A 21049-nucleotide genomic window follows, 5' to 3' on the forward strand; every position below is an offset into this window, starting at 1 on the left:
TATCTACCCGCAAGACTCGGCCAGAGGCCGCTGGAAAGGGATTTTGAACATGCTCTCCACACGCCTTGCCAGCTGGATGGCCGGCAGAAACCTGCATTACGGTTGGGTCGTCGCCGTCACCACCTTTCTGACCATGCTGGCCACCGCCGGCGCCATGGGATCTGCAGGGGTGATGATCAAGCCTCTGCACCAGGAATTCGGCTGGGATATCGCCGATATTTCCTCCGCCATGGCGGTCCGGCTGGTGCTTTTTGGCCTGCTCGGGCCTTTCGCCGCCGCCTTCATGAACCATTTCGGCATCCGGCAGGTGGTATCGACGGCGCTCGCCCTGATCATGGGCGGCATCGTCGCATCCTTCTTCATGACGCAGGTCTGGCAATTGCTGCTTCTATGGGGTGTGGTGATCGGTGTTGGCACCGGCATGAACGCCCTGGTGCTGGGTGCGACGGTGGCGTCACGCTGGTTTTCCAAACGCCGGGGCCTGGTGATCGGCCTGATGACCGCCAGCAATGCCACGGGTCAGTTGGTGTTTCTGCCGCTGCTGGCGGCATTGACCGAGGCCTATGGCTGGCGGACGGCCCTGACGCTCTCCGTTGCGGTGATTGCAACCGCCATGATCCTCGTCCTGCTTCTGATGCGCGATCACCCTTCCGATCTCGGCCTGCCAGCTTATGGCGAGACGGCGGTGGTAAAACCACCGAAACAGGACCACAATCTTCTCGCCACGCTGGCCTCACCGCTGGTGACGCTGAAAAGCGTCTCCGGCAACCCGGTCTTCTGGGTTCTTTTTGGCACATTCTTCGTCTGCGGGCTGTCCACCAATGGCCTGATCCAGACCCACTGGATTTCGATCTGCGGAGATTTCGGCATGGCCGCGGTTACGGCGGCGGGCACGCTGGCGGTGATTGGCATTTTCGATTTCTTCGGCACGATCTTCGCCGGCTGGCTTTCCGACCGTTTCGACAATCGGTTCCTGCTGTTCTGGTTTTACGGTCTGCGCGGCCTCTCGCTGATTTATCTCTCTTTTTCCGGTTTCAGTTTCGTCGAGCTTTCGGTCTTCGCCGTCTTCTACGGGCTGGACTGGGTGGCGACGGTGCCGCCGACGGTGAAGCTCGCCGCCGAAAATTTTGGCCGTGAAAAGGCGGGTCTCGTGTTCGGGTGGGTCTTTGCCGGCCACCAGCTGGGGGCTGCCACCGCCGCTTTCGGCGCCGGTTTCCTCAAGAGCGATTTCGACACCTATATGCCAGCGCTGCAGATTGCCGGCCTGATGTGCCTGATCGCGGCTTTCTCGGTGCTGCTTCTCAGGAAGCCGGGCTCCGCCGCCCTGACGCCCCAGGCGGCCTGAGGGTAAGGAAGGGCGCCGAACCGGCGCCCTTTTCCTTTTCAAGGATATGAAACCGTCCGTCACAGGACAAGCTTTGTTGCGCAATTGTCACAACGCCGCTTGCTTCTTTGGCCTGACAGGCGATCGTCCTTCCCATTTGATCCATCTCAATCGGCGCATACCATCCATCGCCATAGTGGCTGCGATCCGGTGCGGCAGGCCAAGAGTCGCCAGCCCACCGTCATCAGCCGGTTCGGGGCTGCCCGGCCGCGCTGCGCTATAGGAGAGATGGAATGATGAAGATGAACACGAAGACCGCCCTGCTGGCCAGCGTTGCGGCAATGATGATGGTAAACGGTGCGCTGGCCGCCGATCTGGCCCCACTGGCACCGGCGCCCACCGCCGAACAGGCGATTGCGGCGGCAAGCCCGTGGATGCTGCGCGTGCGCGGCCTCGGCGTCATTACCAATGACAGCGGAAGCGTCGACGGTATACCCGGTGCGGGCCTGTCCTATTCGGATACCGTGATCCCCGAACTCGACATCAGCTACTTCTTCACCGACAACTTCGCCGCCGAACTCATCCTCGGCACCACCTATGCCAAGATCAATGGCGAGGGCGTGCTCGCCGGCACGCCGGTTGGCAAGACATGGCTGCTGCCGCCGACGCTGACGCTGCAATATCACTTCACCGATTTCGGTGCCTTCAAGCCCTATATCGGTGCGGGCGTGAACTATTCGCTGTTCTATAACCAGTCGGAAAAGCCCGGTTTCAGCAATCTCGATGTCAAGAACAAGCTAGGTGCTGCCGTGCAGGTTGGTTTCGACTATATGCTCGACGAACATTGGGGCGTGAACTTCGACGTGAAGAAAATTTTCCTGAAGACCGACTGGACCGCCGAACTGGGCGGCACGCCGATCAGCGGCAAGGCGAAGCTCGATCCCTGGCTGATCGGCGCGGGTATCACCTATCGCTTCTGATTAAGGGATGGGGCTGAGCCCACCTTTGACGGGCGGCGCTTTCTGAGCTATACGGACGGCCACGGGCAGAGAGCCCCGGCCGTCCGCAGGCATTTGTGCCCCTGGTGAAGCTCTTTTCCTGATAACGGTCATCCCCATGTTTTGCATGTCGTCGATGGCAACGCGGACACCCCTCGGAAAATTCGGCATGTCAATGTTGGAGAACCGTTATGAATGTGTCCAAACCACTTCCCGCGCTTGAGGGTCTGAAGGAACAGGCAAAACGCCTGCGCGCCGCCCTTGAGGAACAGGGGCAGACAATCACCCACTCGAAGGCGCTGGAACTCATCGCCGCGCAATATGGCTTCCGCGATTGGAACACCCTGCACGCCACCGCAGGCAACCGCCCCGCCTTCAACCCCTATCTTCTGGGTTCAAGGGTGGAAGGCCATTATCTCGGCCAACCTTTCGTCGCCTCGGTGCTCGGTGTCCAGGCGCTTGGCGGTGACCCGGAACGCTATCGGCTCACCCTGCATCTGGATGATCCCGTTGACGTCGTGACCTTCGAAAGCTTCTCCGCCTTCCGGCAGCGCGTTCACTGCAATATCGACACATCCGGCCGCACCGTGGAGAGAACCTCGAATGGCCGGCCACAGGTGGAATTGGTGTGGTAGGGGGACGGCGAAGGTTTTAGCGATGCCCGAGCACCCGCCGACTGGCGGGTGTTCGATTTTCATCGACTAATTTAAATCCGCTTACCAGCCGCATCGAACAGATGGAAATCCTTTGCCTGCGCGGCGATCTTGAGCATCTCGCCTATGCGCAGTTGGGAACGTCCGGGCACGCGGAAGACGATGGTGGTGCCGTCTTTAAATGAGCCGTGCACATAGCTTTCCGCACCCACCAGTTCCACGGCGTCCACCTGCACCGTACCGGTGAAGGCGGCATCGGCCGGTTCGGCTTCCGCCAGCGTGATGTCTTCCGGGCGGATGCCGAGCGTGGCGACGGTCTGCGGCAATGCGGCAGCGCCGTTCACCGACCAGCCGGCAGAGCCATTGGTCGAGGCCGTGGCATGGGCCAGAAGGTTCATGGAGGGCGAGCCGATGAAGGTGGCGACGAAGGTGGTGGCCGGCTTTTCGTAAAGCTCGATCGGCGTGCCCATCTGCTCGATGCGGCCGGCATTCAGCACCACCAGCCGGTCGGCGAGCGTCATTGCCTCCATCTGGTCATGGGTGACGTAAACGCTTGTCGTGGCGAGCGAGCGTTGCAGGCGGCGGATTTCCACCCGCATCTGCACGCGCAGCTTGGCGTCGAGGTTGGAGAGCGGCTCGTCGAACAGGAAGGCCGCCGGCTTGCGCACGATGGCGCGGCCCATGGCCACACGCTGGCGCTGGCCGCCGGAAAGCTGACGCGGTTTACGCTCCAGGAACTGCTCGATCTCCAGCGCCTTGGCCGCCTCGGTAATGCGCCGCTCGATCTCCTCTTTCGGCGTGTTGCGGTTCTTCAGGCCATAGGCAAGGTTCTGGCGCACCGTCATATGCGGATAAAGCGCATAATTCTGGAACACCATGGCGATGTCGCGGTCGGAGGGTTCGAGATCGTTGACGACGCGGTCGCCGATGGAGATTTCACCGCCCGATATGCTTTCCAGCCCGGCGATCATGCGCAGCAGCGTGGATTTGCCGCAGCCGGAGGGGCCGACCAGCACGATCATTTCGCCATCGGCGATGTCCATCGATACGCCTTTGATCGCATCGACATTGCCGCCATAAACCTTGCGGACGTCTTTCAGCGCAATTTTTGCCATTATTTTTCGGTCTCCACCAAACCTTTGACGAACCAGCGCTGCATCAGCACCACAACCATAACAGGGGGGATGATGGCGAGGATCGCCGTCACCATCACATAATTCCAGGGCGTCGAAGCGTCGGTGAAATCCACCATGCGCTTGAGGCCGATGATGATCGTGTTCATCTTGGCGTCGTTGGTGACGAGCAGCGGCCAGAGATATTGGGTCCAGCCATAGATGAACAGAATCACGAAAAGAGCGGCGATATTGGTTCTCGAAAGCGGCAGCAGAATATCGCGCATGAAGCGGAATGGGCCGGCATTGTCGATACGCGCAGCCTCGACCAGTTCACCGGGAATGGTCAGGAAGAACTGCCGGAACAGGAACGTCGCCGTCGCAGACGCCATCAGCGGCAGCGTCAGCCCCGCATAGGTGTCGATTAGCCCAAGGTCGACGATGACCTTGTAGGTGGGCAGGATACGCACCTCCACCGGCAACATGAGGGTGATGAAGATCATCCAGAAAAAGCCCATGCGGAAAGGGAAGCGGAAAAATACGATGGCGAAGGCCGACAGGAACGAGATGACGATCTTGCCGATGGCGATGGCGAGCGCGACGACGAAGCTGTTGAACAGCAGTCGCTCAAGGCTGACGCCGACCACTCTTTCGACACCGCCGACCATGGCCTCGGTGTAATTGGCGCTGAGATGATCGCCCGGCAGCAGCGACATGGGCGGGCGGATGATGTCGTTCGACGTCATGGAAGAGGCGACGAAGGTGTAATAGATCGGGAAGGCCACAACGATGATGCCGAGAATGAGCATCAGATGGGCGACCATGCGGGCGACCGGGCGATTTTCAATCATTGTGAAATCCTCAGCCGTAATGCACGCGCTTCTCGACGAAGCGGAACTGGAAGGCGGTGAGCGCAATGACGATCACCATCAGGATGACCGATTGCGCGGCGGAAGAGCCGAGGTTCAGGTTCACGAAGCCATCATTATAGACCTTGTAGACCAGCGTTTCCGTCGCCTTGGCGGGGCCGCCGCCGGTAACGGCATGGATGATGCCAAAGGTATCGAAGAAGGCGTAAACCGTGTTGACGACCAGAAGGAAGAAGGTTGTCGGTGCCAGCAGCGGGAAAACGATGGTCCAGAAGCGCCGCGCACCGCGCGCGCCATCAATGGAGGCCGCTTCCAGCAATGATTTCGGAATTGCCTGTAAACCTGCGACAAAAAACAGAAAATTATAGCTGATCTGCTTCCATGCGGCAGCGGCGACGACCAGCAGCATGGCCTGATTGCCGTCGAGCAGCGGGTCCCACATGATGCCGTTGCGGCGCAGGATATAAGAGAACGTGCCCATGGCGGGGTTGAACATGAACAGCCATAACATGCCCGCGACGGCAGGCGCCACGGCATAGGGCATGATCATCATCGTGCGGTAAAAGCCCTTGCCGCGCACCACCCGGTCAGCAGCCGTTGCCAGAAGCAGCGCAAGTCCCATGGAGACGAGTGCGGTCAGCACGCTGAAGATGACGGTGACGTGCAGGGAGTTGAGATAGCTCTCATCTGACAGCACGGCGGAAAAATTGGCCAGCCCCACGAAATTGCTGCTCAGCCCGAAGGCGTCCTCGCGCATGGTCGACTGGTAGAGAGCCTGGCTTGCCGGCCAGAAGAAAAAGATCACCGTGAGGATAATCTGTGGGGCGACCAGCAGATAGGGCAGGATCTTGTTGGGGAATACGACGCTTTGCACGGCGATCTCCTGATGAGATGGAAATACCGCCCGCACCGGGTGAGCGATGCGGGCGGGAGCAGGGATCGTTTAGTTGCCGGCGGCCTGCTTGATGGCTGCGTCACCGCGCTCAACGATCTTGTCGAGGGCGGCTTTCGCGTCCTGCTTGCCGGCCAGCATCGCCTCGAACTCTTCGTTCATGATGTCGCGCACCTGCGGCAGGTTCACGAGGCGCACGCCCTTGGAGTTTTCTGTCGGCGGCTTGCCCATCATCTGCAGCAGCGGCGTTTCGCGGGCAGGGTTCTTGTCGTAGAAGCCGGATTTCTTGGTTTCCTCATAGGCCGCGATCGTTACCGGCATATAGCCGGAGACCTGATGCAGACGAGACTGGATCTTGGTCTGCGAGAGGAAATGGAAGAATTCCGCCACGCCCTTATATTCGGCGTCGCTCTTGCCGCCGAACACCCAGAGGCTGGCACCGCCTGGAATGGTGTTCTGCGGGCCGTGGCCCTCGTAGTAGGGCAACTGGCCGATGCCGTAATTCATGCCGGTCTTGACGATATCGCCGAGGCCGCCGGAGGATTCGGTCAGGATGCCGCATTCACCGGACATGAACAGCTGCTTGGCTTCGGAGGTGCGGCCGCCATAACGGAAGGTGCCGTCCTTGGCGAGATCGGCAATCGCCTGGAAATGCTCGACGAAGAGCGGCGCATTGACCGCAAGCTTCACATCGGTGCCACCGAGCCCGTTCTCATTGCTGCCATAGGACACGTTGTTCCAGGCGGCGAAGTTTTCGGTCTGGATCCAGGTGAGCCAGGTGGAGGTGAAACCGCACTGAGCGGCACCGCTGGTCTTGATCTTCTTGGCGGCTTCGAAAACTTCTGGCCAGGTCTTCGGCGGGTTGGCGGCGTCGAGGCCGGCTTTCTGGAAGATGTCCTTGTTGTAATAGAGGATCGGCGAGGATGAATTGTAAGGGAAGGACAGCATGGTGCCGTCAGGCTTGGAATAATAGGCGACGATGCCGGCCAGATATTCGTCCTTGTTGAAGGTATAGCCACCTTCCTTCAGCACATCCGCCACCGGCTTGATGGCGCCGGCGGCGCCCATCATCACGCCGGAACCGGCGTCGAAGACCTGAATGATGGCTGGCGGCTGCTTGGCGCGGAAGGCGGCAATGCCGGCATTCAGGGTTTCCGGATAGGTGCCCTTGAAGACGGGCGTGATCTTGTAGTCTTTCTGGCTGTCGTTGAACTCTTTCGCAAGCATGTCCACGACCTCGTTATTGGCGCCGGTCATGGCGTGCCACCACTGGATTTCCGTCGCAGCGAAAGCATTCGATGTGACAAAAAACGAAAGCGCGGATGCCGCAGCAAGGCGGTAGCTGAGTTTTTTCAAGGTGATTCCTCCCGTTTTAAAAACAGTAAAAGATACAGCCCCTTATTGCAGCCTATCCTCCTCGATCCGGCTGCGGGCGATCTTTTCTGTATTAGCATTACAGATTAAAAGCGAACTCTAACGAAAATGCAAGAGAACGTGGAACGATTAAAACGAAAGTGAATGGAATGGTTTTATTATTCCATTTTTGGAGCGTCTCGATTTTTTCGTGTGTTCGTTGGTATGACGCGATGAGGCAAGGTCATGCGGACAAACACCGTTATGGCAGAGCTCATTATATGTGGCGTGCATGAATGCTGTTGATATGTTATTACATTACATATTATGGTGCTGCGAATATGTGAATCGCAGGGTGCAGACGTGTTCGGAATCACGCGAAAGAAGGCGTTTGAACGCAAGCAGGATTCGGCTGTGGCGCCACCGGTTCAGACGGTGCCCGTCACCTTGCTCACCGGCTTTCTCGGTGCCGGCAAGACCAGCTTGCTGAACGAGCTTCTGGCCGCGCCGGCCATGCGCGATGCGGTCGTCATCGTCAATGAATTCGGCTCGGTGCCCATCGATCACGGTCTGGTTCGAACCGGTTCGGAGCGTTATTTCCAGACCACGACGGGCTGCATCTGCTGCACCGCCTCCAGCGATATCCGCACCTCGCTTTACGAATTGCATCAGGCCTTTCTCGAAGGGGTGATGCCGGAGATATCGCGGGTCGTGATCGAGACCACCGGCCTTGCCAATCCTGCACCGATCATCAACAGCCTGATTGCCGGCGGCACGCCGGCGCTTGGCCTGCGCGACCATATCGTTGCCCGGCACTTTCATCTTTCGGGCGTGGTCACGGTTTTTGATGTCATCTCGGGCCAGGCGATGCTCGACAGTTTCATCGAGGGCTGGAAACAGCTGGCCTTTGCCGATCACATCGTTCTCACCAAGACCGATCTCGCCGATGCGACGGCAATCGACCACAAGAGCCTCACCGATCTCAATCCCGCCGCCTGCCTGCATGACCGTAACGCGGCCGGTTTCGATCTCATGTCGCTTTTCTCAACGAAGGATTATTCGCTGCACGGCAAGACGGAGGACGTGCCGGGGTGGCTGGCCGCCGACAGGCTGAGCCTTCATGCCAGCCATGACCACGACATCAACCGCCATGGTGCCGGGGTGGAGGCCTTCGACCTCACCTTCGACGGCGCGCTCGATCCGCAGGCGATCGTCACCTTTCTCGAACTTGTCACCAGCAATGTGCATTCCGGTCTGCTGCGGCTCAAGGGAATTTTCGGCGCGACTGACGACCCGGAGCGGCCGGTTGTCGCCCACGCCGTGCAGCACCGGCTTTATCCCCTGACCCGGCTGGAAAGCTGGCCGGATGGCGATCGTTCAACCCGCATCGTTATGATCGGCATGGATATGCCGCAGCAGCCGATTCGCGACCTATTCAACGCATTGGCCGCGCAGGCGGGGCGAAAGGGCAGGGCATGAACAACCCGCTTGCACGCAGCGGTTCCGCGATCATCTCTAAGGCCCGCCTTGTGAAACAATGGGCGCGCGATTTGCTGCATCTTTGTGCCGAAGATATCGTTATCGTAAGCGAGCTTTCCTGTGCGCTGCCGGATTGCCCGCCACGGGAAACGGTGATCGTTGTCCTGTTCGTCTGCGGCGAAACCAGGCAAATATCCATCCACAAGGCGCTGCGGGAGGTGGATCATGACGATATCGTGTGTGCCATTGCCGCGAATTCCGCCTGAGAACCCGCCTCCAACCGGCGGAGGCGCTTGACCGCCGTAGCCCTCATCCGCCACTTCAGGGACGGCGGTGAGATTCGCTGACAATAAAGGGCGGGTAATGGCCGATCTGGCGGTATATGCGGGTTTATTTCTGACGGCGTTCATCGCGGCGACCATTCTGCCCATGCAGTCGGAGGCGGCGCTTGCCGGTCTTATTCTGCTGAAATCTCAGCCTGTCTGGCTGCTCGTCGCCGTGGCCAGCGTTGGCAATGTCGCCGGCTCTTTCGCCAACTGGCTGCTTGGGCGTGGCATCGAGCGTTTCCGGCACGAACGCTGGTTTCCCGTCGGGGAAGCTGCGCTGCAACGGGCGCAGAACTGGTATAGGCGTTACGGCAAATGGTCGCTTCTTCTAAGCTGGGCGCCTCTGATTGGTGATCCGCTGACCGTGGCAGCCGGGATTATGAAGGAACCATTACCGGTGTTTCTGCTGCTGGTCACCATCGCCAAGGTCGGAAGATACGTCGTGCTGGCGCTGCTGACGCTGAATTTTCTTTGAGCCGCCCGTTTCTTCTCCCCGGGCGGGGAGAAGACTAAAACTGCTGTCGCTCGCCTGAAATGCGGGCGGCGAGGGCAATCAGGCGGCCTGTCGGTCCCAACTCGCAAAGGGGTCCGGCAGTTGCCGCCAGGCGTCCGGCGTGAATGCTTCGGTATCGATCAGGCAGGCATCCAGCTGCGCCCGGATGCGGGCCTCGCTCATCGGATCGGAACCGATGAACACGATTTCCTGCCGACGGTCACCGAAGGTCGGGTCGAGATAGGGTTTCATCATGTCGAGGAACTGCCTTTCGCGCGGCCATTGTTCCCTGGGCACGGCGGACCACCAGAGGCCCATCTTGCCGGTGCGGACCAATGCGCCCGCCTGGCTGATTTCGCCGACATAACGCGGCCGTGTCGCCAGCCAGAAAAAGCCCTTGGCGCGCACCACTCCCGGCCAGGCACGATCGATGAAGCGCTGGAAGAGCACGGGATCGAACGGCTTTTTGGCGCGGTAAACGAAGGAGCGGATGCCATATTCCTCGGTCTCGGGAATGTGGTCCTTGAAGCCATGCAGCTCCTTGAACCAGAGGGGATGTTCTTCGGCCCTGGCGAAATCGAAGCGGCCGGTGCCCAGCACCTCCTTCAGTTCCACCTTGCCGAAATCGGCCTCGATGAGTTTTGCATCCGGGTTCAGCCCGACGATGATCTTGCGGGCCGCATCCCGTTCCTCCGGGGTGGCGGTGCCGATCTTGTTGAGGACGACCACATCGGCAAATTCGATCTGCTCTACCAGAAGGTCGACAATGGTGCGGTTGTCGCCATCACCCGCGGTTTCACCCCGGTCGGCCAGAAAATCGGATGAACCGTAGTCATTAAGAAGATTGGCGGCATCCACAACCGTCACCATCGTATCCAGCTGCGCGACATCAGACAGGCTGCGGCCGTTCTCGTCACGGAAATCGAAGGTGGCGGCGACGGGAAGTGGCTCGGCGATGCCGGTGGATTCGATCAGCAGATAATCGAAGCGACCCTGTTCGGCGAGCGCACGGACCTCGGTCAAGAGGTCGTCGCGCAGCGTGCAACAGATGCAGCCATTGGTCATTTCCACCAACTGTTCCTCGGTGCGTGAGAGATTGGCGCCGCCGTCCCGCACCAGCGCCGCATCGATATTGATTTCGCTCATATCGTTAACGATCAACGCCACGCGCAGGCCATCACGATTGGCGAGGATGTGGTTGAGAAGGGTGGTTTTGCCAGCGCCTAAAAAGCCGGAGAGGACGGTGACAGGGAGTTTTTTCATGGGGACCTCGTTCTGTGGCAACGGTCGCGTGGACATTATGACGACCACGGCAGGCGATCTGGAAACGGAGGATTTTTGAAGTGCCGGTTCCAGTTATGTAACGTAATAACATTACATATGCGCGACATGTCAACGGGCTTTGGAAAAAAAGCATCTGCGTAAGAGTGAGGTATCTGCCCAACAGCGCGCCACTCTAACTTTCCAATAGTTAATGTTATTTCATTACATATTCGTTTGACGAATGTAATAACATTACATATCAAGGGGCCAATGAATGAAATCCTGCCCCGGAGGGATCGATGAACGATCCGTGCCTTACCTTCACAAATCTGACGCTTGGATATGCCGGCCGTGCGGCCGTGCATCATTTGGATGGCGATATCACCAAGGGATCGCTCACCGCGGTTGTCGGTGCCAATGGCTCGGGAAAATCGACGCTGATGAAGGGCATCGCCGGCATCTTGAAACCGCTCGGCGGTGAGTGCCGGATCAGCGCAGGCATTTCCGTCGCCTATCTGCCACAGCAGTCGGAACTCGACCGGTCGTTCCCGGCTCAGGTGCGCGATCTCGTTGCGCTGGGTCTCTGGCCGAAACGCGGCCTGCTTGGCCGACACCTTTCCCAGGACAAAGCGGCGATGGGCCGGGTGATGGAAGCGGTCGGGCTTTCCGGTTTTGAAAAGCGCAATATCGATTCGCTCTCCGGTGGCCAGATGCAGCGCGCCCTGTTTGCCCGCGCCATGTTGCAGGACGCGCAGCTTATACTGCTGGATGAACCCTTCAATGCCGTCGATGAGCGCACCGTCACCGATCTTCTGGTGCTGATCAAGGCGTGGGTTGCGGAAGGGCGCACGGTGCTGGCCGTCCTGCATGACCATCAGCTGGTGCGGCAGCATTTTCCCCAGACGCTGTTCCTTGCGCGGCGTCTCGTGGGCCTTGGCCCGACAGCCGATTTCCTGAAGCCGGAAAACATGCGCCAGGCGCGGCATTTCCACGAGGCATGGGAGGAAAATGCACCGTGGTGCGCGCCGGGCGATGCGCCAGCGACCGATGCGCTCGATGCAGGCCCACGGGCGGCGTCATCCCATTCCCACATTCACTCCCACGCGAATTCGAATGCTCATGGCTGATTTCTTCATCGAACCCTTCGTTCAATATGTCTTCATGCAACGGGCACTCGCCGGCGCGTTGATCCTTGCCATCAGCTGCGGGCCAGTCGGAGTGTTCCTGATGCTGCGCCGCATGAGTCTCACGGGCGATGCCATGTCGCACGCCATCCTGCCGGGCGCGGCGGTCGGCTTTCTGTTTTACGGGCTGGAAATCCTGCCGATGACGATTGGCGGGCTGGTGGTCGGCCTCGTGGTGGCGCTGGGTGCCGGTGCGGTATCGCGTTTCACCGTCCAGAAGGAAGATGCGTCACTTGCCGCCCTTTATCTGATTTCACTGGCGCTCGGCGTGCTGCTCGTTTCATGGCGTGGCTCCAGCGTCGATCTCATGCATGTGCTGTTCGGCACCGTGCTGGCGCTGAACAACGAGGCGCTCGGCCTCATCAGCGGTATCTGCATCGTGACGCTGGTGGTGATGATCACCTTCTGGCGGGCGCTTCTGGCGGAATGCCTCGATCCCCTGTTCCTGCGCTCGGTCAGCAGCTGGGGCAGCCCGGTGCATTTCCTCTTCCTCGCCATCGTCGTGCTCAATCTGGTTGGTGGCTTTCAGGCGCTCGGAACGCTGCTTTCGGTCGGCCTGATGATGTTGCCCGCCGCCGCCAGCCGTTTCTGGTCCAACCGCGTGGCGCCCATGTGCTTCATCTCGATCGGCATCGGCATGGTCTCCTGCTTTGCCGGCCTCATCCTGTCCTATCACGCGTCGTTGCCATCAGGCCCGGCGATCATCCTTTCGGCGGGCGTCATCTATGCGCTCTCCATTCTCGTCGGCACGCGCGGCCTGCTTGGCGATCTTCTCGGTTCCGGCCGCCACAGAACGGCCTGAAAACAGCGTTCGAAAAAGGAGAACCTTCATGTTCAGAACCTTCCGTCTTGCCACCTGCGCAAGCCTTCTTACCCTCTCCCCGGTCCTGATGGCGCAGGCTTCGGCTGCCGAACTCAAGGTCGTCGCCAGCTTCTCGATCATCGCCGATTTCGCCAAAAATGTCGGCGGCGACCGCGTCGAGATCACCACGCTCGTCGGTCCTGATGGCGATGCGCATGTCTATGAACCGCGTCCCGCCGATGCCGTCGCCGTCAGCAAGGCGGATGTCGTTCTCGTGAATGGCCTGGAATTTGAAGGCTTTCTGAAGCGGCTGATCGACACCAGCGGCACCAAGGCCCCCGTTGTGGAGCTGACCAAGGGCGTCGAGCCATTGAAGCTTTCCGACGAGCCTGCCGGTCACGCCCATCCGGAAGCCGAGGAAGAAGGCCATGACCATAAGGCCGAAGAAGCCGGCCACAAACACGAGACGGCCGGGGCCCATGATCACGTCCACGAGGGACATCATCACGGCGAATACGACCCGCATGCGTGGCAGTCGATCAACAACGCCGAAATCTACGTGAAGAACATTGCTGGCGCATTCTGCGAGGTCGACAAGGCAGGTTGCGCGACCTACACCGCCAATTCGGAAGCCTATATCGCCAAGCTTGCCGCTCTGAACGAGAAGGTGAAGACCGAAATCGCCGCCATCCCGCCGGAAAAACGCGTCATCATCACCTCGCATGACGCCTTCGGTTATTTCGAACATGCCTATGGCCTCAACTTCCTCGCGCCCGAGGGCATCTCGACGGAATCCGAAGCCTCGGCCGCCGATGTCGCCAAGCTCGTGGATCAGGTCAAACATGACAAGGCTTCGGCGATCTTCGTCGAAAACATCACCGACAAGCGGCTGATCGACCAGATCGCCAGCGAAACCGGCCTGAAGGTTGGTGGCACGCTCTATTCCGATGCACTTTCCACCGCCGATGGCCCGGCCGCGACCTATATCGACATGGTCAACCACAATATGCAGACGATTACGGCCGCCGTTCTCAGCCAGTAAAACGGGCAGTTTCGGCGTAAGTGAGGAGAGGGTGGCTGGCGCCGCCCTCTCTGCTTTTGTGGTGCTGGAACGAAAGAATCCCTCCGCGATGCCCTGTTCCTTTAGCGATTTCCATTTTGGTGCTACACACCCTCTTCATGTCCGACGCGCTTCACATCTTCACCGACGGCTCCTTCGACGATGCATCCCGATCCGGGGGATGGGCGTTCGTCGTTCATGAAGAAGGTCACCAAGTCCATTCCGCCACGGGCAAGGCGGCTGGCGCATCGAACAATAGTTTCGAGGTTCTCGCCGTCCTGAACGCCATGTCCTGGGTCGCCGCCGAAGCGCCCACGCGAGATGTCACGCTCTGGACGGATGCCGTTCATGTGATTGAGGGCTGCTGCCGTTATAGGGCGATCTGGCGCAATAACGGCTGGAAGCGGATCACGCCCAACCAGCGCGCCCGCCGAAGACCGATCCCCGACAGGGAAATCTGGCAGCAGCTCGACAAGCTGCTGGAGCGGCATCCGCATGTGGCCGTGGAGTGGTGCAAAGGACATTCGGGTACAGCTGGCAATGAGCGTGCCGATGCATTGGCGCGTGGTGTCGTCCAGGCGACGGCGACTTAACCGGCCGCCATCAGTCACCGTCCTTCGGCACCTTAAGTTTCATTCCAGCCGTTCCCGGTCTCGACCTTTCCCCTATCGAGCGGGTGCACCGATATTTTACCGCGCCGTCAACCCACTTGGCCACATGCAGTTACCTGAGTCGTATTTTTCGTAGCCTGTTGACAATCGATTTTCCCTTTGAAATGGTAAGATGTCAGACCAATTTAGAGGGTAAGTCTTGGACAGGTCCAGCCGGGAACTCATGCAGCCCATTCCGCCGAGCGACCGTGTGCGCCAGGTGGAGGCCGCGCTTTCCGACTATGTCGAGCGGGCAGGGCTGAAGGCAGGCGAACGGCTGCCGGCCGAGCGGGAGCTGATGGCGGCGCTGGGCGTCGGCAGGTCGACCATCCGCGAGGTTATCCGCAAATTTCAGGCGCTTGGCGTCATCGACAGCCGCAAGGGCAGCGGCAATTATCTGCTGAAGCCGATTTCCGCCGCCACTGTGCATATGCCGATTTCCATCGACGCCGAAAGCCTGCGCGACGCGCTGCTGATGACGCTGGAAGTGCGGCGCGGCATCGAGGTCGAGGCCTCCATGGCCGCCGCGCGCCGGCGCACGGCAGAAGATATCGCCACCATGGAAGCGCGGCTTGATGAGATGGAGCGGGTGCATCTGGCCGAAGGCACCTCCGGTAAGGCCGACCTTGCCTTCCATCTTTCGATTTACGACGCCACGCATAACTCGCTGTTCAAGCAGCTGCTCGAGCAGATGCGTGAAGGTTTCGAACGCTTCTGGCTAAAGCCCTTCGATCGGCCGGATTTCGCCAGCCGCTCCTTTCCCTTTCACCGCACGTTGTTCAACGCCATCGCCGCCGGCGATGCCGAGACCGCCCGTGAAGAAACACTGAAAATCCTCGCCGTCGTCGAGGAGGATATCAAGGACATGTCGAAATGAACCAAGGCAACGATCTCTTCGATCCCGCCTCCCTGATTGTCGCGCATGACGAGACCCACGCTTTCGAAGCTGTGGTCCCGCCCCTTGTGCAGACCTCGCTTTTTACCTTTTCCAGCTACGATGAAATGGTCTCCACCTATCGCGGTGAAAAGGTGCGACCGGTCTATACGCGGGGGCTGAACCCGACGGTGCGCATGTTTGAAGAAATGCTGGCCAAACTCGAAGGCGCTGAAGACGCGCTCGGTTTTGCCAGCGGCATGTCTGCTATCTCTTCCACCGTTCTGTCCTTCGTGTCGCCGGGCGACCGCATCGTCGCGGTGCGCCATGTCTATCCCGATGCCTTCCGCCTGTTCGGCACCTTCATGCAGCGAATGAATGTTGAGGTGGTCTATGTCGACGGCCGCGACGAGGCGGCGGTTGAAAAGGCGATGCCGGGCGCCAAGCTGTTCTACATGGAAAGTCCGACGAGCTGGGTGATGGAGACGCATGATGTCGGTGCGCTGGCTGCCATCGGCAAACGGCATGGCGCCGTCACCGTCATCGACAATTCATGGGCAAGCCCGGTCTTCCAGCAGCCGATCTCGCTTGGCGTCGATCTCGTCGTGCATTCGGCCTCGAAATATCTCGGCGGCCATAGCGATGTGGTCTCCGGCGTGGTGGCCGGTTCGAAGGCGATGATCGACCGCATCCGGGCGGAAACCTATCCCTATCTCGGTGGCAAGATGGCGCCTTTCGATGCGTGGCTGCTCATTCGCGGGCTTCGCACCCTGCCGCTGCGCATGAAGGCGCATCAGGCCTCGGCGCTCGACATCGCAACCCGCCTGCAGTCGCTGGACGTGGTAGAGAAGGTTTGCCATCCGGGTCTGTCGAACCGCCTGCCGCCTGGCCTTCACGGCACGTCGGGCCTGTTTTCCTTCATTTTCAAGGAAGGCGTGGATGTGCGCGCTTTTGCCGATCGCCTCCAGCTTTTCAAACTGGGCGTTTCCTGGGGCGGGCATGAAAGCCTGATCGTTCCGGGCGAAGTGGTGCTCGAACAGAAGGCGCAGCCAAACTCCGCCCACACGTTCGGCATCAGCGCGCGTTCGGTGCGCCTGCATGTCGGACTGGAGGGCACGGAAGCGCTCTGGAATGATCTCGAACCCGCGATCAAGGCGGCGTCTGCCGCCTGACGTGTTTTTAAACTGACGACAAAAAAGGGGAGAACGACATGAAAAAACTGGTAACAGCAGCAATCTTCACCGCCCTGATGACCGGAACGGCGCTGGCGGACACGACCTTGAAACTGGTCGAGGTCATCACAAGTCCCGAGCGGACGGAAACGCTGAAAGGCATCGTCTCGAAATTCGAGGCTGCCAATCCCGGCACCAAGGTGGAGATCATCTCCCTGCCGTGGAGCGAAGCCTTCCAGAAATTCGCTACCATGGTATCCGCCGGCGATGTGCCTGACGTGATGGAAATGCCCGACACCTGGCTGTCGCTTTATGCCAATAACGGCATGCTGGAGAGCCTCGAACCCTATCTTGCCAAGTGGGAATACACCAAGGGTCTGAGCGAGCGCACGCTGGAACTCGGCCGCGATGTGAAGAACACCGCCTATATGCTGCCCTACGGCTTTTATCTGCGCGCCATGTTCTACAACAAGAAACTGCTGGCCGAAGCCGGCGTGAAGGAACCGCCGAAGACGCTCGAGGAGTTTGCCGACGCCTCCAAGAAGGTCGCGGCACTGCCCGGCAAATACGGCTATTGCCTGCGCGGCGGCCCGGGTGGCCTGAACGGCTGGGTGATGTTCGGCGCATCCATGGCCGGTTCGAACGAGTTCTTCACCAAGGACGGCACCTCCACCTTCGACAGCCCCGGCTGGGTGAAGGGCCTGACCTATGTGATCGATCTCTACAAGAACGGGTCGGCGCCGAAGGACAGCGTCAACTGGGGCTTTAACGAGATCGTCGCCGGCTTTTATTCCGGCACCTGCGCCTTCCTCGATCAAGATCCGGATGCTCTTATTGCCATTGCCCAGCGCATGAAGCCCGAAGATTTCGGAGTCATGACCATGCCGAAGGGACCCGACGGCAAGACCTTCCCGACCATCGGTTTTGCCGGCTGGTCGATCATGTCGGCCTCTGCCAACAAGGACCTCTCCTGGAAACTGGTCGAGACGCTCGAGGGGCCGGAAGGCAATATCGAGTGGAACAAGAAGACAGGCGCACTGCCGGTGCACAAGTCGGCGGAAAAAGACCCCTTCTATGCCAGCGAGCAGTTCAAGGGCTGGTTCGACGAGTTGGCCGACAAGAACGCCGTGCCGACGAAAATGCCGACCTATCTTGAGGAATTCGCCTTCTTCAAGGATTCGCTTGTCATCAAGACATCGCAGGAAGCGCTGCTCGGCGATATCACGCCGGAAGATCTGGCCAAGCAATGGGCTGATTACATGACGAAGGCGCAGCAGAAGTTCCTCGCCTCGAAATAAACGACTTGGGGCCGGCTGCGCGTGGGTAAACCCGCGTGGCCGCTCTTCCGGGCTGCCAGAAAAGGCAGGCCGATTTGAAAACGTGCGGACCGGCTGGCCAGAGGCCATGAAAAACCTGTCTGCCCCGCCGTCCGATCAGGAGCGATCAATCATGTCCTATGCCCATGGCGCCGGACCCGTGGCCGCGCGTAACCGCGCCGGCAAGCCGGCAATGCGACGGTTTGCCGATTGGGCCGAACCCTGGCTCTACAGCGCTCCGGTGCTGGTGCTCATCGTTGCCGTCATGCTGGTGCCGCTGGTGCTCGGCTTGTCCTATGCGTTTCGCGACGTGCAGCTGCTCAACCCGTTCTCCGGCGGTTTCGTCGGTTTGAAACATCTGGAAGCCCTTTCACAGGACGCTGCCTTTTATCGGGCGCTGAAAAATACGCTGTGGTGGACGGGTGCTTCAGTTTTTCTGCAATTCTTCTTTGGCCTCATTCTGGCGCTGCTGCTCGATAAACCCTTTGCGGGCAGGGGGCTGGCGCAGGCGCTGGTATTTCTGCCATGGGCGGTGCCGACATTTCTTGCCGGTCTCAACTGGGCCTGGCTGTTCAATCCGGTCATTGGCCCGCTGCCGCACTGGATGGTTTCGCTGGGGCTTCTCTCCGCACCCAACAATATTCTCGCCGATCCGCAGCTTGCCATGTGGGGGCCGATCATCGCCAATGTCTGGTGGGGTATTCCCTTCTTCGCCATCACTTTGCTTGCGGCCCTTCAGGCCATCCCGCGCGATCTCTATGAAGCAGCGGAAATCGACGGCGCAAACCCGTTCCAGCGCTTCACCTCCATCACCCTGCCGTTTCTGGCGCCCACCATCGCCATCACGGTGCTGTTGCGCACCGTCTGGATCGCCAATTTCGCCGATCTCATCATCGTCATGACCAATGGCGGACCGGCCGACCGCACCCAGATCGTTGCCAGTTACATTTTCACGCAGGCCTTCCGGCGTCTCGATTTCGGCTACGCCTCGGCGATTGCACTGGTGCTGCTGGTCCTGCTGCTTGCCTATTCCATGCTGATCGTGCTTTTGCGCCAGCGCCTGATCGAGAAGGACTGACCGATGACATCAAGGATATTTTTTACCCTTGCCCATCGCCTGGCGATCCTTGCTTATATCGTCTTCGCGCTGTTTCCGCTGTTCTGGCTGCTCAAGGTTTCGGTTACGCCGAACGACCTGCTTTACAGCGAAGGCGTCAGAATGTGGCCGTCGCATGCGACGCTGGATCATTACCGTTACGTCATAGAAAACAGTGCCTTCCCGACGTTTTTTAAGAATAGCGTCATTGTTGCCGGCTCCACTGCACTTGCCGTTACGGTACTTTCCTCGCTGTCGGGTTATGCGCTGTCGCGTTTCCGCTTCAAGGGCAAATACTGGATCGTCGCGCTGATGCTGATCACCCAGATGTTCCCGCTGGTCATGCTGGTCGCGCCGATCTTCAAGATGCTGTCGCCGCTCGGCCTCACCAACAGTTTGACTGGCCTCGTCATCGTCTACACCGCCTTCAACGTGCCCTTCGCCACCTTCCTGATGCAGTCCTTCTTCGATGGCATTCCGAAGGATCTGGAGGAGGCGGCGATGATCGACGGGGCAAGCCGTTTCACGGCCTTCCGCCAGATCATCCTGCCGCTGACGCTGCCGGGCATTGCCGCCACGCTGGGCTTCGTCTTCACCGCCGCGTGGAGCGAGCTTCTGTTTGCGCTGATGCTGATTTCCGGCAACCAGAGCGCCACTTTCCCGGTCGGGCTTTTGACCTTCGTTTCCAAATTTTCCGTCGATTTCGGGCAGATGATGGCGGCGGGCGTTCTGGCGCTCATTCCGGCCTGCCTCTTCTTCCTGCTCATTCAACGTTATCTCGTGCAGGGCCTGACGGCCGGCGCGGTGAAAGGATAATTCCATGGCTTCCATCGAGCTGAAGAATGTCGGCAAGACCTATGGCGACCTCGCCGTGCTGCATGGCGTCGATCTTGATATCAGGGATGGCGAGTTCATCGTCCTCGTCGGCCCCTCCGGCTGCGGAAAATCGACGCTGCTGCGCATGATCGCCGGGCTTGAAGAGATAACATCCGGCGACCTGTCGATCGATGGCGAGCGCGTCAACGACCGCAGGCCGAAGGATCGCGACATCGCCATGGTGTTCCAGTCCTATGCGCTTTATCCGCATATGAGTGTTGCCGACAATATGAGCTATAGCCTGCGCCTGCGCCGCAGCACCAAGGAAACCATTGCGGCGGCGGTGGCCGGTGCTTCCGCCAAGCTCGGCCTCGACCCCTATCTCGCCCGCCGCCCGAAGGCGCTGTCCGGCGGCCAGCGCCAGCGCGTCGCCATGGGCCGCGCCATCGTGCGCCAGCCAAAGGCGTTTCTGTTTGACGAGCCGCTGTCCAACCTTGATGCCCGCCTGCGCGAGCAGATGCGTGCCGAAATCAAGCGCATGCATGCCGATCTCGGCGCGACGTCAGTCTACGTCACCCATGACCAGATCGAGGCGATGACGCTTGCCTCGCGCATCGTCGCCATGAATGCCGGCCATGTGCAGCAGATCGGCGCGCCGCTCGATCTTTACGATCGTCCCGCCAATCTGTTCGTCGCCGGTTTCATCGGCTCTCCGGGCATGAATTTCCTTGAAGGACGGCTCGGGCAGGAGAATGGCGGCAGTGTCGTCGTGCTGGGTGACGGCACGCGCCTTGCGCTTGGCCGGGAAATAGACCTCGCCGATGGCGAGCCGGTCACGCTCGGTATCCGCCCGGAACATGTCACCGTTGCGCCGGCTGATGGCGGTGTCGAAGCGACGGTCGATCTGGTCGAGCCAACCGGCCTAGGCATCATCCTGCATCTGACCGTGCACGGATTGCCCTTCAAGCTGTTTTCGTCGGACCGGTCATTGTTGCAGCCGGGTAAATCCCTGCGGGTCGGTTTCCCGCAGGAAAGACTGCATGTCTTCGATCGGAATGGCGTCAGGATCGGGGAGGCGTGAGGCTTTCCTGTGCCGTTGTATGCCCCCTCCGTCATTTTTTGGCTAAAGCCGGAAAGACGGAAAGCTGGAGATGTTGAGAACCGTCGCAAACGCGCCAACCGTGGCATCAGATTGCCGTTCGGTCGTCTATTGCGGAGGCTCCGGCTGGATGTGAACTTTCACAAGATGCGGACCCGAAGGTGCGTGAGGCTTACCCCCCTCTGCCTGCCGGGCATCTCCCCCTCAAGGGGGGAGAT

Annotated in this window: 21 protein-coding genes; 16 read left to right on the plus strand and 5 right to left on the minus strand. The window is 59.8% G+C overall.

Translation table 11 applies throughout. The annotated features are described in order from the left end of the window. Nucleotides 1-49: 49 nt before the first annotated feature. The 3 genes from NYR50_RS22765 (at nt 50) to NYR50_RS22775 (ending at nt 2957) form a co-directional block, all read left to right on the plus strand. A complete protein-coding gene (locus NYR50_RS22765; RefSeq protein WP_418138125.1) occupies nt 50-1345 on the plus strand; it encodes an MFS transporter in 1296 nt (431 codons plus the stop codon). A 272-nt stretch (nt 1346-1617) separates the two neighbouring features. After that, a complete protein-coding gene (locus NYR50_RS22770; protein ID WP_418138126.1) occupies nt 1618-2304 on the plus strand; it encodes an OmpW/AlkL family protein in 687 nt (228 codons plus the stop codon). A 209-nt stretch (nt 2305-2513) separates the two neighbouring features. Next, nucleotides 2514-2957, plus strand: coding sequence for a glyoxalase superfamily protein (locus tag NYR50_RS22775; RefSeq protein WP_418138127.1), 444 nt, complete (start codon nt 2514-2516; stop codon nt 2955-2957). Between the two features lie 71 nt (nt 2958-3028). On the opposite strand, the gene NYR50_RS22780 is transcribed toward NYR50_RS22775, so the two are convergent. The 4 genes from NYR50_RS22780 to ugpB form a co-directional block, all read right to left on the minus strand. Beyond that, nucleotides 3029-4090 carry a sn-glycerol-3-phosphate import ATP-binding protein UgpC gene (locus tag NYR50_RS22780; RefSeq protein ID WP_418138128.1) on the minus strand — a complete coding sequence of 354 codons (1062 nt, stop codon included), beginning with the start codon at nt 4088-4090 and terminating at the stop codon, nt 3029-3031. Next, nucleotides 4090-4938: a sn-glycerol-3-phosphate ABC transporter permease UgpE gene (gene ugpE, locus NYR50_RS22785; RefSeq protein ID WP_418138129.1), complete on the minus strand. Its 849-nt coding sequence runs from the start codon at nt 4936-4938 to the stop codon at nt 4090-4092. Before ugpE ends, NYR50_RS22780 begins: the two co-directional genes overlap by 1 nt. Nucleotides 4939-4948: 10 nt before the next feature. Further along, nucleotides 4949-5830: a sn-glycerol-3-phosphate ABC transporter permease UgpA gene (gene ugpA / locus NYR50_RS22790; protein ID WP_418138130.1), complete on the minus strand. Its 882-nt coding sequence runs from the start codon at nt 5828-5830 to the stop codon at nt 4949-4951. Between the two features lie 69 nt (nt 5831-5899). Beyond that, on the minus strand, nt 5900-7210 hold the full coding sequence (gene ugpB, locus NYR50_RS22795; protein ID WP_418138290.1) for a sn-glycerol-3-phosphate ABC transporter substrate-binding protein UgpB: 1311 nt from the start codon (nt 7208-7210) through the stop codon (nt 5900-5902). Nucleotides 7211-7528: 318 nt separating this feature from the next. Here ugpB and NYR50_RS22800 point away from each other — a divergent pair, with 318 nt between their 5' ends. The 3 genes from NYR50_RS22800 to NYR50_RS22810 all read left to right on the plus strand — a co-directional run bounded on the left by NYR50_RS22800 (nt 7529) and on the right by NYR50_RS22810 (nt 9481). After that, complete coding sequence (locus NYR50_RS22800) at nt 7529-8680, plus strand: CobW family GTP-binding protein (RefSeq protein ID WP_418138131.1); 1152 nt, start codon at nt 7529-7531, stop codon at nt 8678-8680. After that, nucleotides 8677-8946: a hypothetical protein gene (locus NYR50_RS22805; protein ID WP_418138132.1), complete on the plus strand. Its 270-nt coding sequence runs from the start codon at nt 8677-8679 to the stop codon at nt 8944-8946. Before NYR50_RS22800 ends, NYR50_RS22805 begins: the two co-directional genes overlap by 4 nt. A 97-nt stretch (nt 8947-9043) precedes the next feature. Continuing rightward, nucleotides 9044-9481, plus strand: coding sequence for a YqaA family protein (locus NYR50_RS22810; RefSeq protein WP_092732962.1), 438 nt, complete (start codon nt 9044-9046; stop codon nt 9479-9481). A gap of 78 nt (nt 9482-9559) precedes the next feature. Here the strand turns inward: NYR50_RS22810 and zigA are convergent, their stop codons facing one another. Then, a complete protein-coding gene (zigA, locus tag NYR50_RS22815; RefSeq protein WP_418138133.1) occupies nt 9560-10762 on the minus strand; it encodes a zinc metallochaperone GTPase ZigA in 1203 nt (400 codons plus the stop codon). A gap of 299 nt (nt 10763-11061) precedes the next feature. On the opposite strand from zigA, the gene aztA reads away from it, so the two are divergent. The 10 genes from aztA (at nt 11062) to NYR50_RS22865 (ending at nt 20813) form a co-directional block, all read left to right on the plus strand. Continuing rightward, nucleotides 11062-11889 (plus strand): zinc ABC transporter ATP-binding protein AztA, encoded by an 828-nt coding sequence (gene aztA, locus NYR50_RS22820; protein WP_418138134.1) that lies wholly within the window; start codon nt 11062-11064, stop codon nt 11887-11889. Then, nucleotides 11882-12748, plus strand: coding sequence for a zinc ABC transporter permease AztB (gene aztB / locus NYR50_RS22825; RefSeq protein ID WP_418138135.1), 867 nt, complete (start codon nt 11882-11884; stop codon nt 12746-12748). The genes aztA and aztB overlap by 8 nt, the downstream gene beginning before the upstream one ends. A 28-nt stretch (nt 12749-12776) precedes the next feature. Beyond that, the gene (aztC, locus tag NYR50_RS22830; RefSeq protein WP_418138136.1) at nt 12777-13790 is read left to right on the plus strand and encodes a zinc ABC transporter substrate-binding protein AztC; all 1014 of its coding nucleotides are present in this window, start codon (nt 12777-12779) and stop codon (nt 13788-13790) included. 137 nt (nt 13791-13927) lie between these two features. Then, nucleotides 13928-14401 carry a ribonuclease H family protein gene (locus NYR50_RS22835; protein ID WP_174009747.1) on the plus strand — a complete coding sequence of 158 codons (474 nt, stop codon included), beginning with the start codon at nt 13928-13930 and terminating at the stop codon, nt 14399-14401. A gap of 241 nt (nt 14402-14642) precedes the next feature. Next, nucleotides 14643-15335: a FadR/GntR family transcriptional regulator gene (locus tag NYR50_RS22840; RefSeq protein ID WP_162688084.1), complete on the plus strand. Its 693-nt coding sequence runs from the start codon at nt 14643-14645 to the stop codon at nt 15333-15335. Continuing rightward, nucleotides 15332-16504, plus strand: a complete 1173-nt coding sequence (locus NYR50_RS22845) for a PLP-dependent transferase (protein ID WP_418138137.1) — start codon at nt 15332-15334, stop codon at nt 16502-16504. The genes NYR50_RS22840 and NYR50_RS22845 overlap by 4 nt, the downstream gene beginning before the upstream one ends. 38 nt (nt 16505-16542) lie before the next feature. Next, complete coding sequence (locus NYR50_RS22850) at nt 16543-17802, plus strand: ABC transporter substrate-binding protein (RefSeq protein WP_418138138.1); 1260 nt, start codon at nt 16543-16545, stop codon at nt 17800-17802. A 151-nt stretch (nt 17803-17953) separates the two neighbouring features. After that, complete coding sequence (locus NYR50_RS22855; protein WP_174021093.1) at nt 17954-18898, plus strand: carbohydrate ABC transporter permease; 945 nt, start codon at nt 17954-17956, stop codon at nt 18896-18898. A gap of 3 nt (nt 18899-18901) precedes the next feature. Beyond that, nucleotides 18902-19732, plus strand: a complete 831-nt coding sequence (locus NYR50_RS22860) for a carbohydrate ABC transporter permease (RefSeq protein ID WP_006314464.1) — start codon at nt 18902-18904, stop codon at nt 19730-19732. 4 nt (nt 19733-19736) lie between these two features. Continuing rightward, nucleotides 19737-20813: an ABC transporter ATP-binding protein gene (locus NYR50_RS22865; protein WP_418138139.1), complete on the plus strand. Its 1077-nt coding sequence runs from the start codon at nt 19737-19739 to the stop codon at nt 20811-20813. The last annotated feature ends 236 nt before the right edge of the window (nt 20814-21049 follow it).

It is taken from the genome of Agrobacterium sp. El2ro-1b, from assembly GCF_048298475.1.
In the GTDB taxonomy this organism is placed as follows: Bacteria; Pseudomonadota; Alphaproteobacteria; order Rhizobiales; family Rhizobiaceae; genus Agrobacterium; species Agrobacterium fabrum.

Bases quoted from the DNA above. Each gene is read 5' to 3' on its own strand.
- NYR50_RS22765 (WP_418138125.1), top strand. From the start codon at position 50: ATGCTCTCCACACGCCTTGCCAGCTGGATGGCCGGCAGAAACCTGCAT.
- NYR50_RS22770 (WP_418138126.1), top strand. From the start codon at position 1,618: ATGATGAAGATGAACACGAAGACCGCCCTGCTGGCCAGCGTTGCGGCA.
- NYR50_RS22775 (WP_418138127.1), top strand. From the start codon at position 2,514: ATGAATGTGTCCAAACCACTTCCCGCGCTTGAGGGTCTGAAGGAACAG.
- NYR50_RS22780 (WP_418138128.1), bottom strand. From the start codon at position 4,090: ATGGCAAAAATTGCGCTGAAAGACGTCCGCAAGGTTTATGGCGGCAAT.
- ugpE (WP_418138129.1), bottom strand. From the start codon at position 4,938: ATGATTGAAAATCGCCCGGTCGCCCGCATGGTCGCCCATCTGATGCTC.
- NYR50_RS22800 (WP_418138131.1), top strand. From the start codon at position 7,529: ATGGTGCTGCGAATATGTGAATCGCAGGGTGCAGACGTGTTCGGAATC.
- NYR50_RS22805 (WP_418138132.1), top strand. From the start codon at position 8,677: ATGAACAACCCGCTTGCACGCAGCGGTTCCGCGATCATCTCTAAGGCC.
- NYR50_RS22810 (WP_092732962.1), top strand. From the start codon at position 9,044: ATGGCCGATCTGGCGGTATATGCGGGTTTATTTCTGACGGCGTTCATC.
- zigA (WP_418138133.1), bottom strand. From the start codon at position 10,762: ATGAAAAAACTCCCTGTCACCGTCCTCTCCGGCTTTTTAGGCGCTGGC.
- aztA (WP_418138134.1), top strand. From the start codon at position 11,062: ATGAACGATCCGTGCCTTACCTTCACAAATCTGACGCTTGGATATGCC.
- aztB (WP_418138135.1), top strand. From the start codon at position 11,882: ATGGCTGATTTCTTCATCGAACCCTTCGTTCAATATGTCTTCATGCAA.
- aztC (WP_418138136.1), top strand. From the start codon at position 12,777: ATGTTCAGAACCTTCCGTCTTGCCACCTGCGCAAGCCTTCTTACCCTC.
- NYR50_RS22835 (WP_174009747.1), top strand. From the start codon at position 13,928: ATGTCCGACGCGCTTCACATCTTCACCGACGGCTCCTTCGACGATGCA.
- NYR50_RS22840 (WP_162688084.1), top strand. From the start codon at position 14,643: ATGCAGCCCATTCCGCCGAGCGACCGTGTGCGCCAGGTGGAGGCCGCG.
- NYR50_RS22845 (WP_418138137.1), top strand. From the start codon at position 15,332: ATGAACCAAGGCAACGATCTCTTCGATCCCGCCTCCCTGATTGTCGCG.
- NYR50_RS22850 (WP_418138138.1), top strand. From the start codon at position 16,543: ATGAAAAAACTGGTAACAGCAGCAATCTTCACCGCCCTGATGACCGGA.
- NYR50_RS22855 (WP_174021093.1), top strand. From the start codon at position 17,954: ATGTCCTATGCCCATGGCGCCGGACCCGTGGCCGCGCGTAACCGCGCC.
- NYR50_RS22860 (WP_006314464.1), top strand. From the start codon at position 18,902: ATGACATCAAGGATATTTTTTACCCTTGCCCATCGCCTGGCGATCCTT.
- NYR50_RS22865 (WP_418138139.1), top strand. From the start codon at position 19,737: ATGGCTTCCATCGAGCTGAAGAATGTCGGCAAGACCTATGGCGACCTC.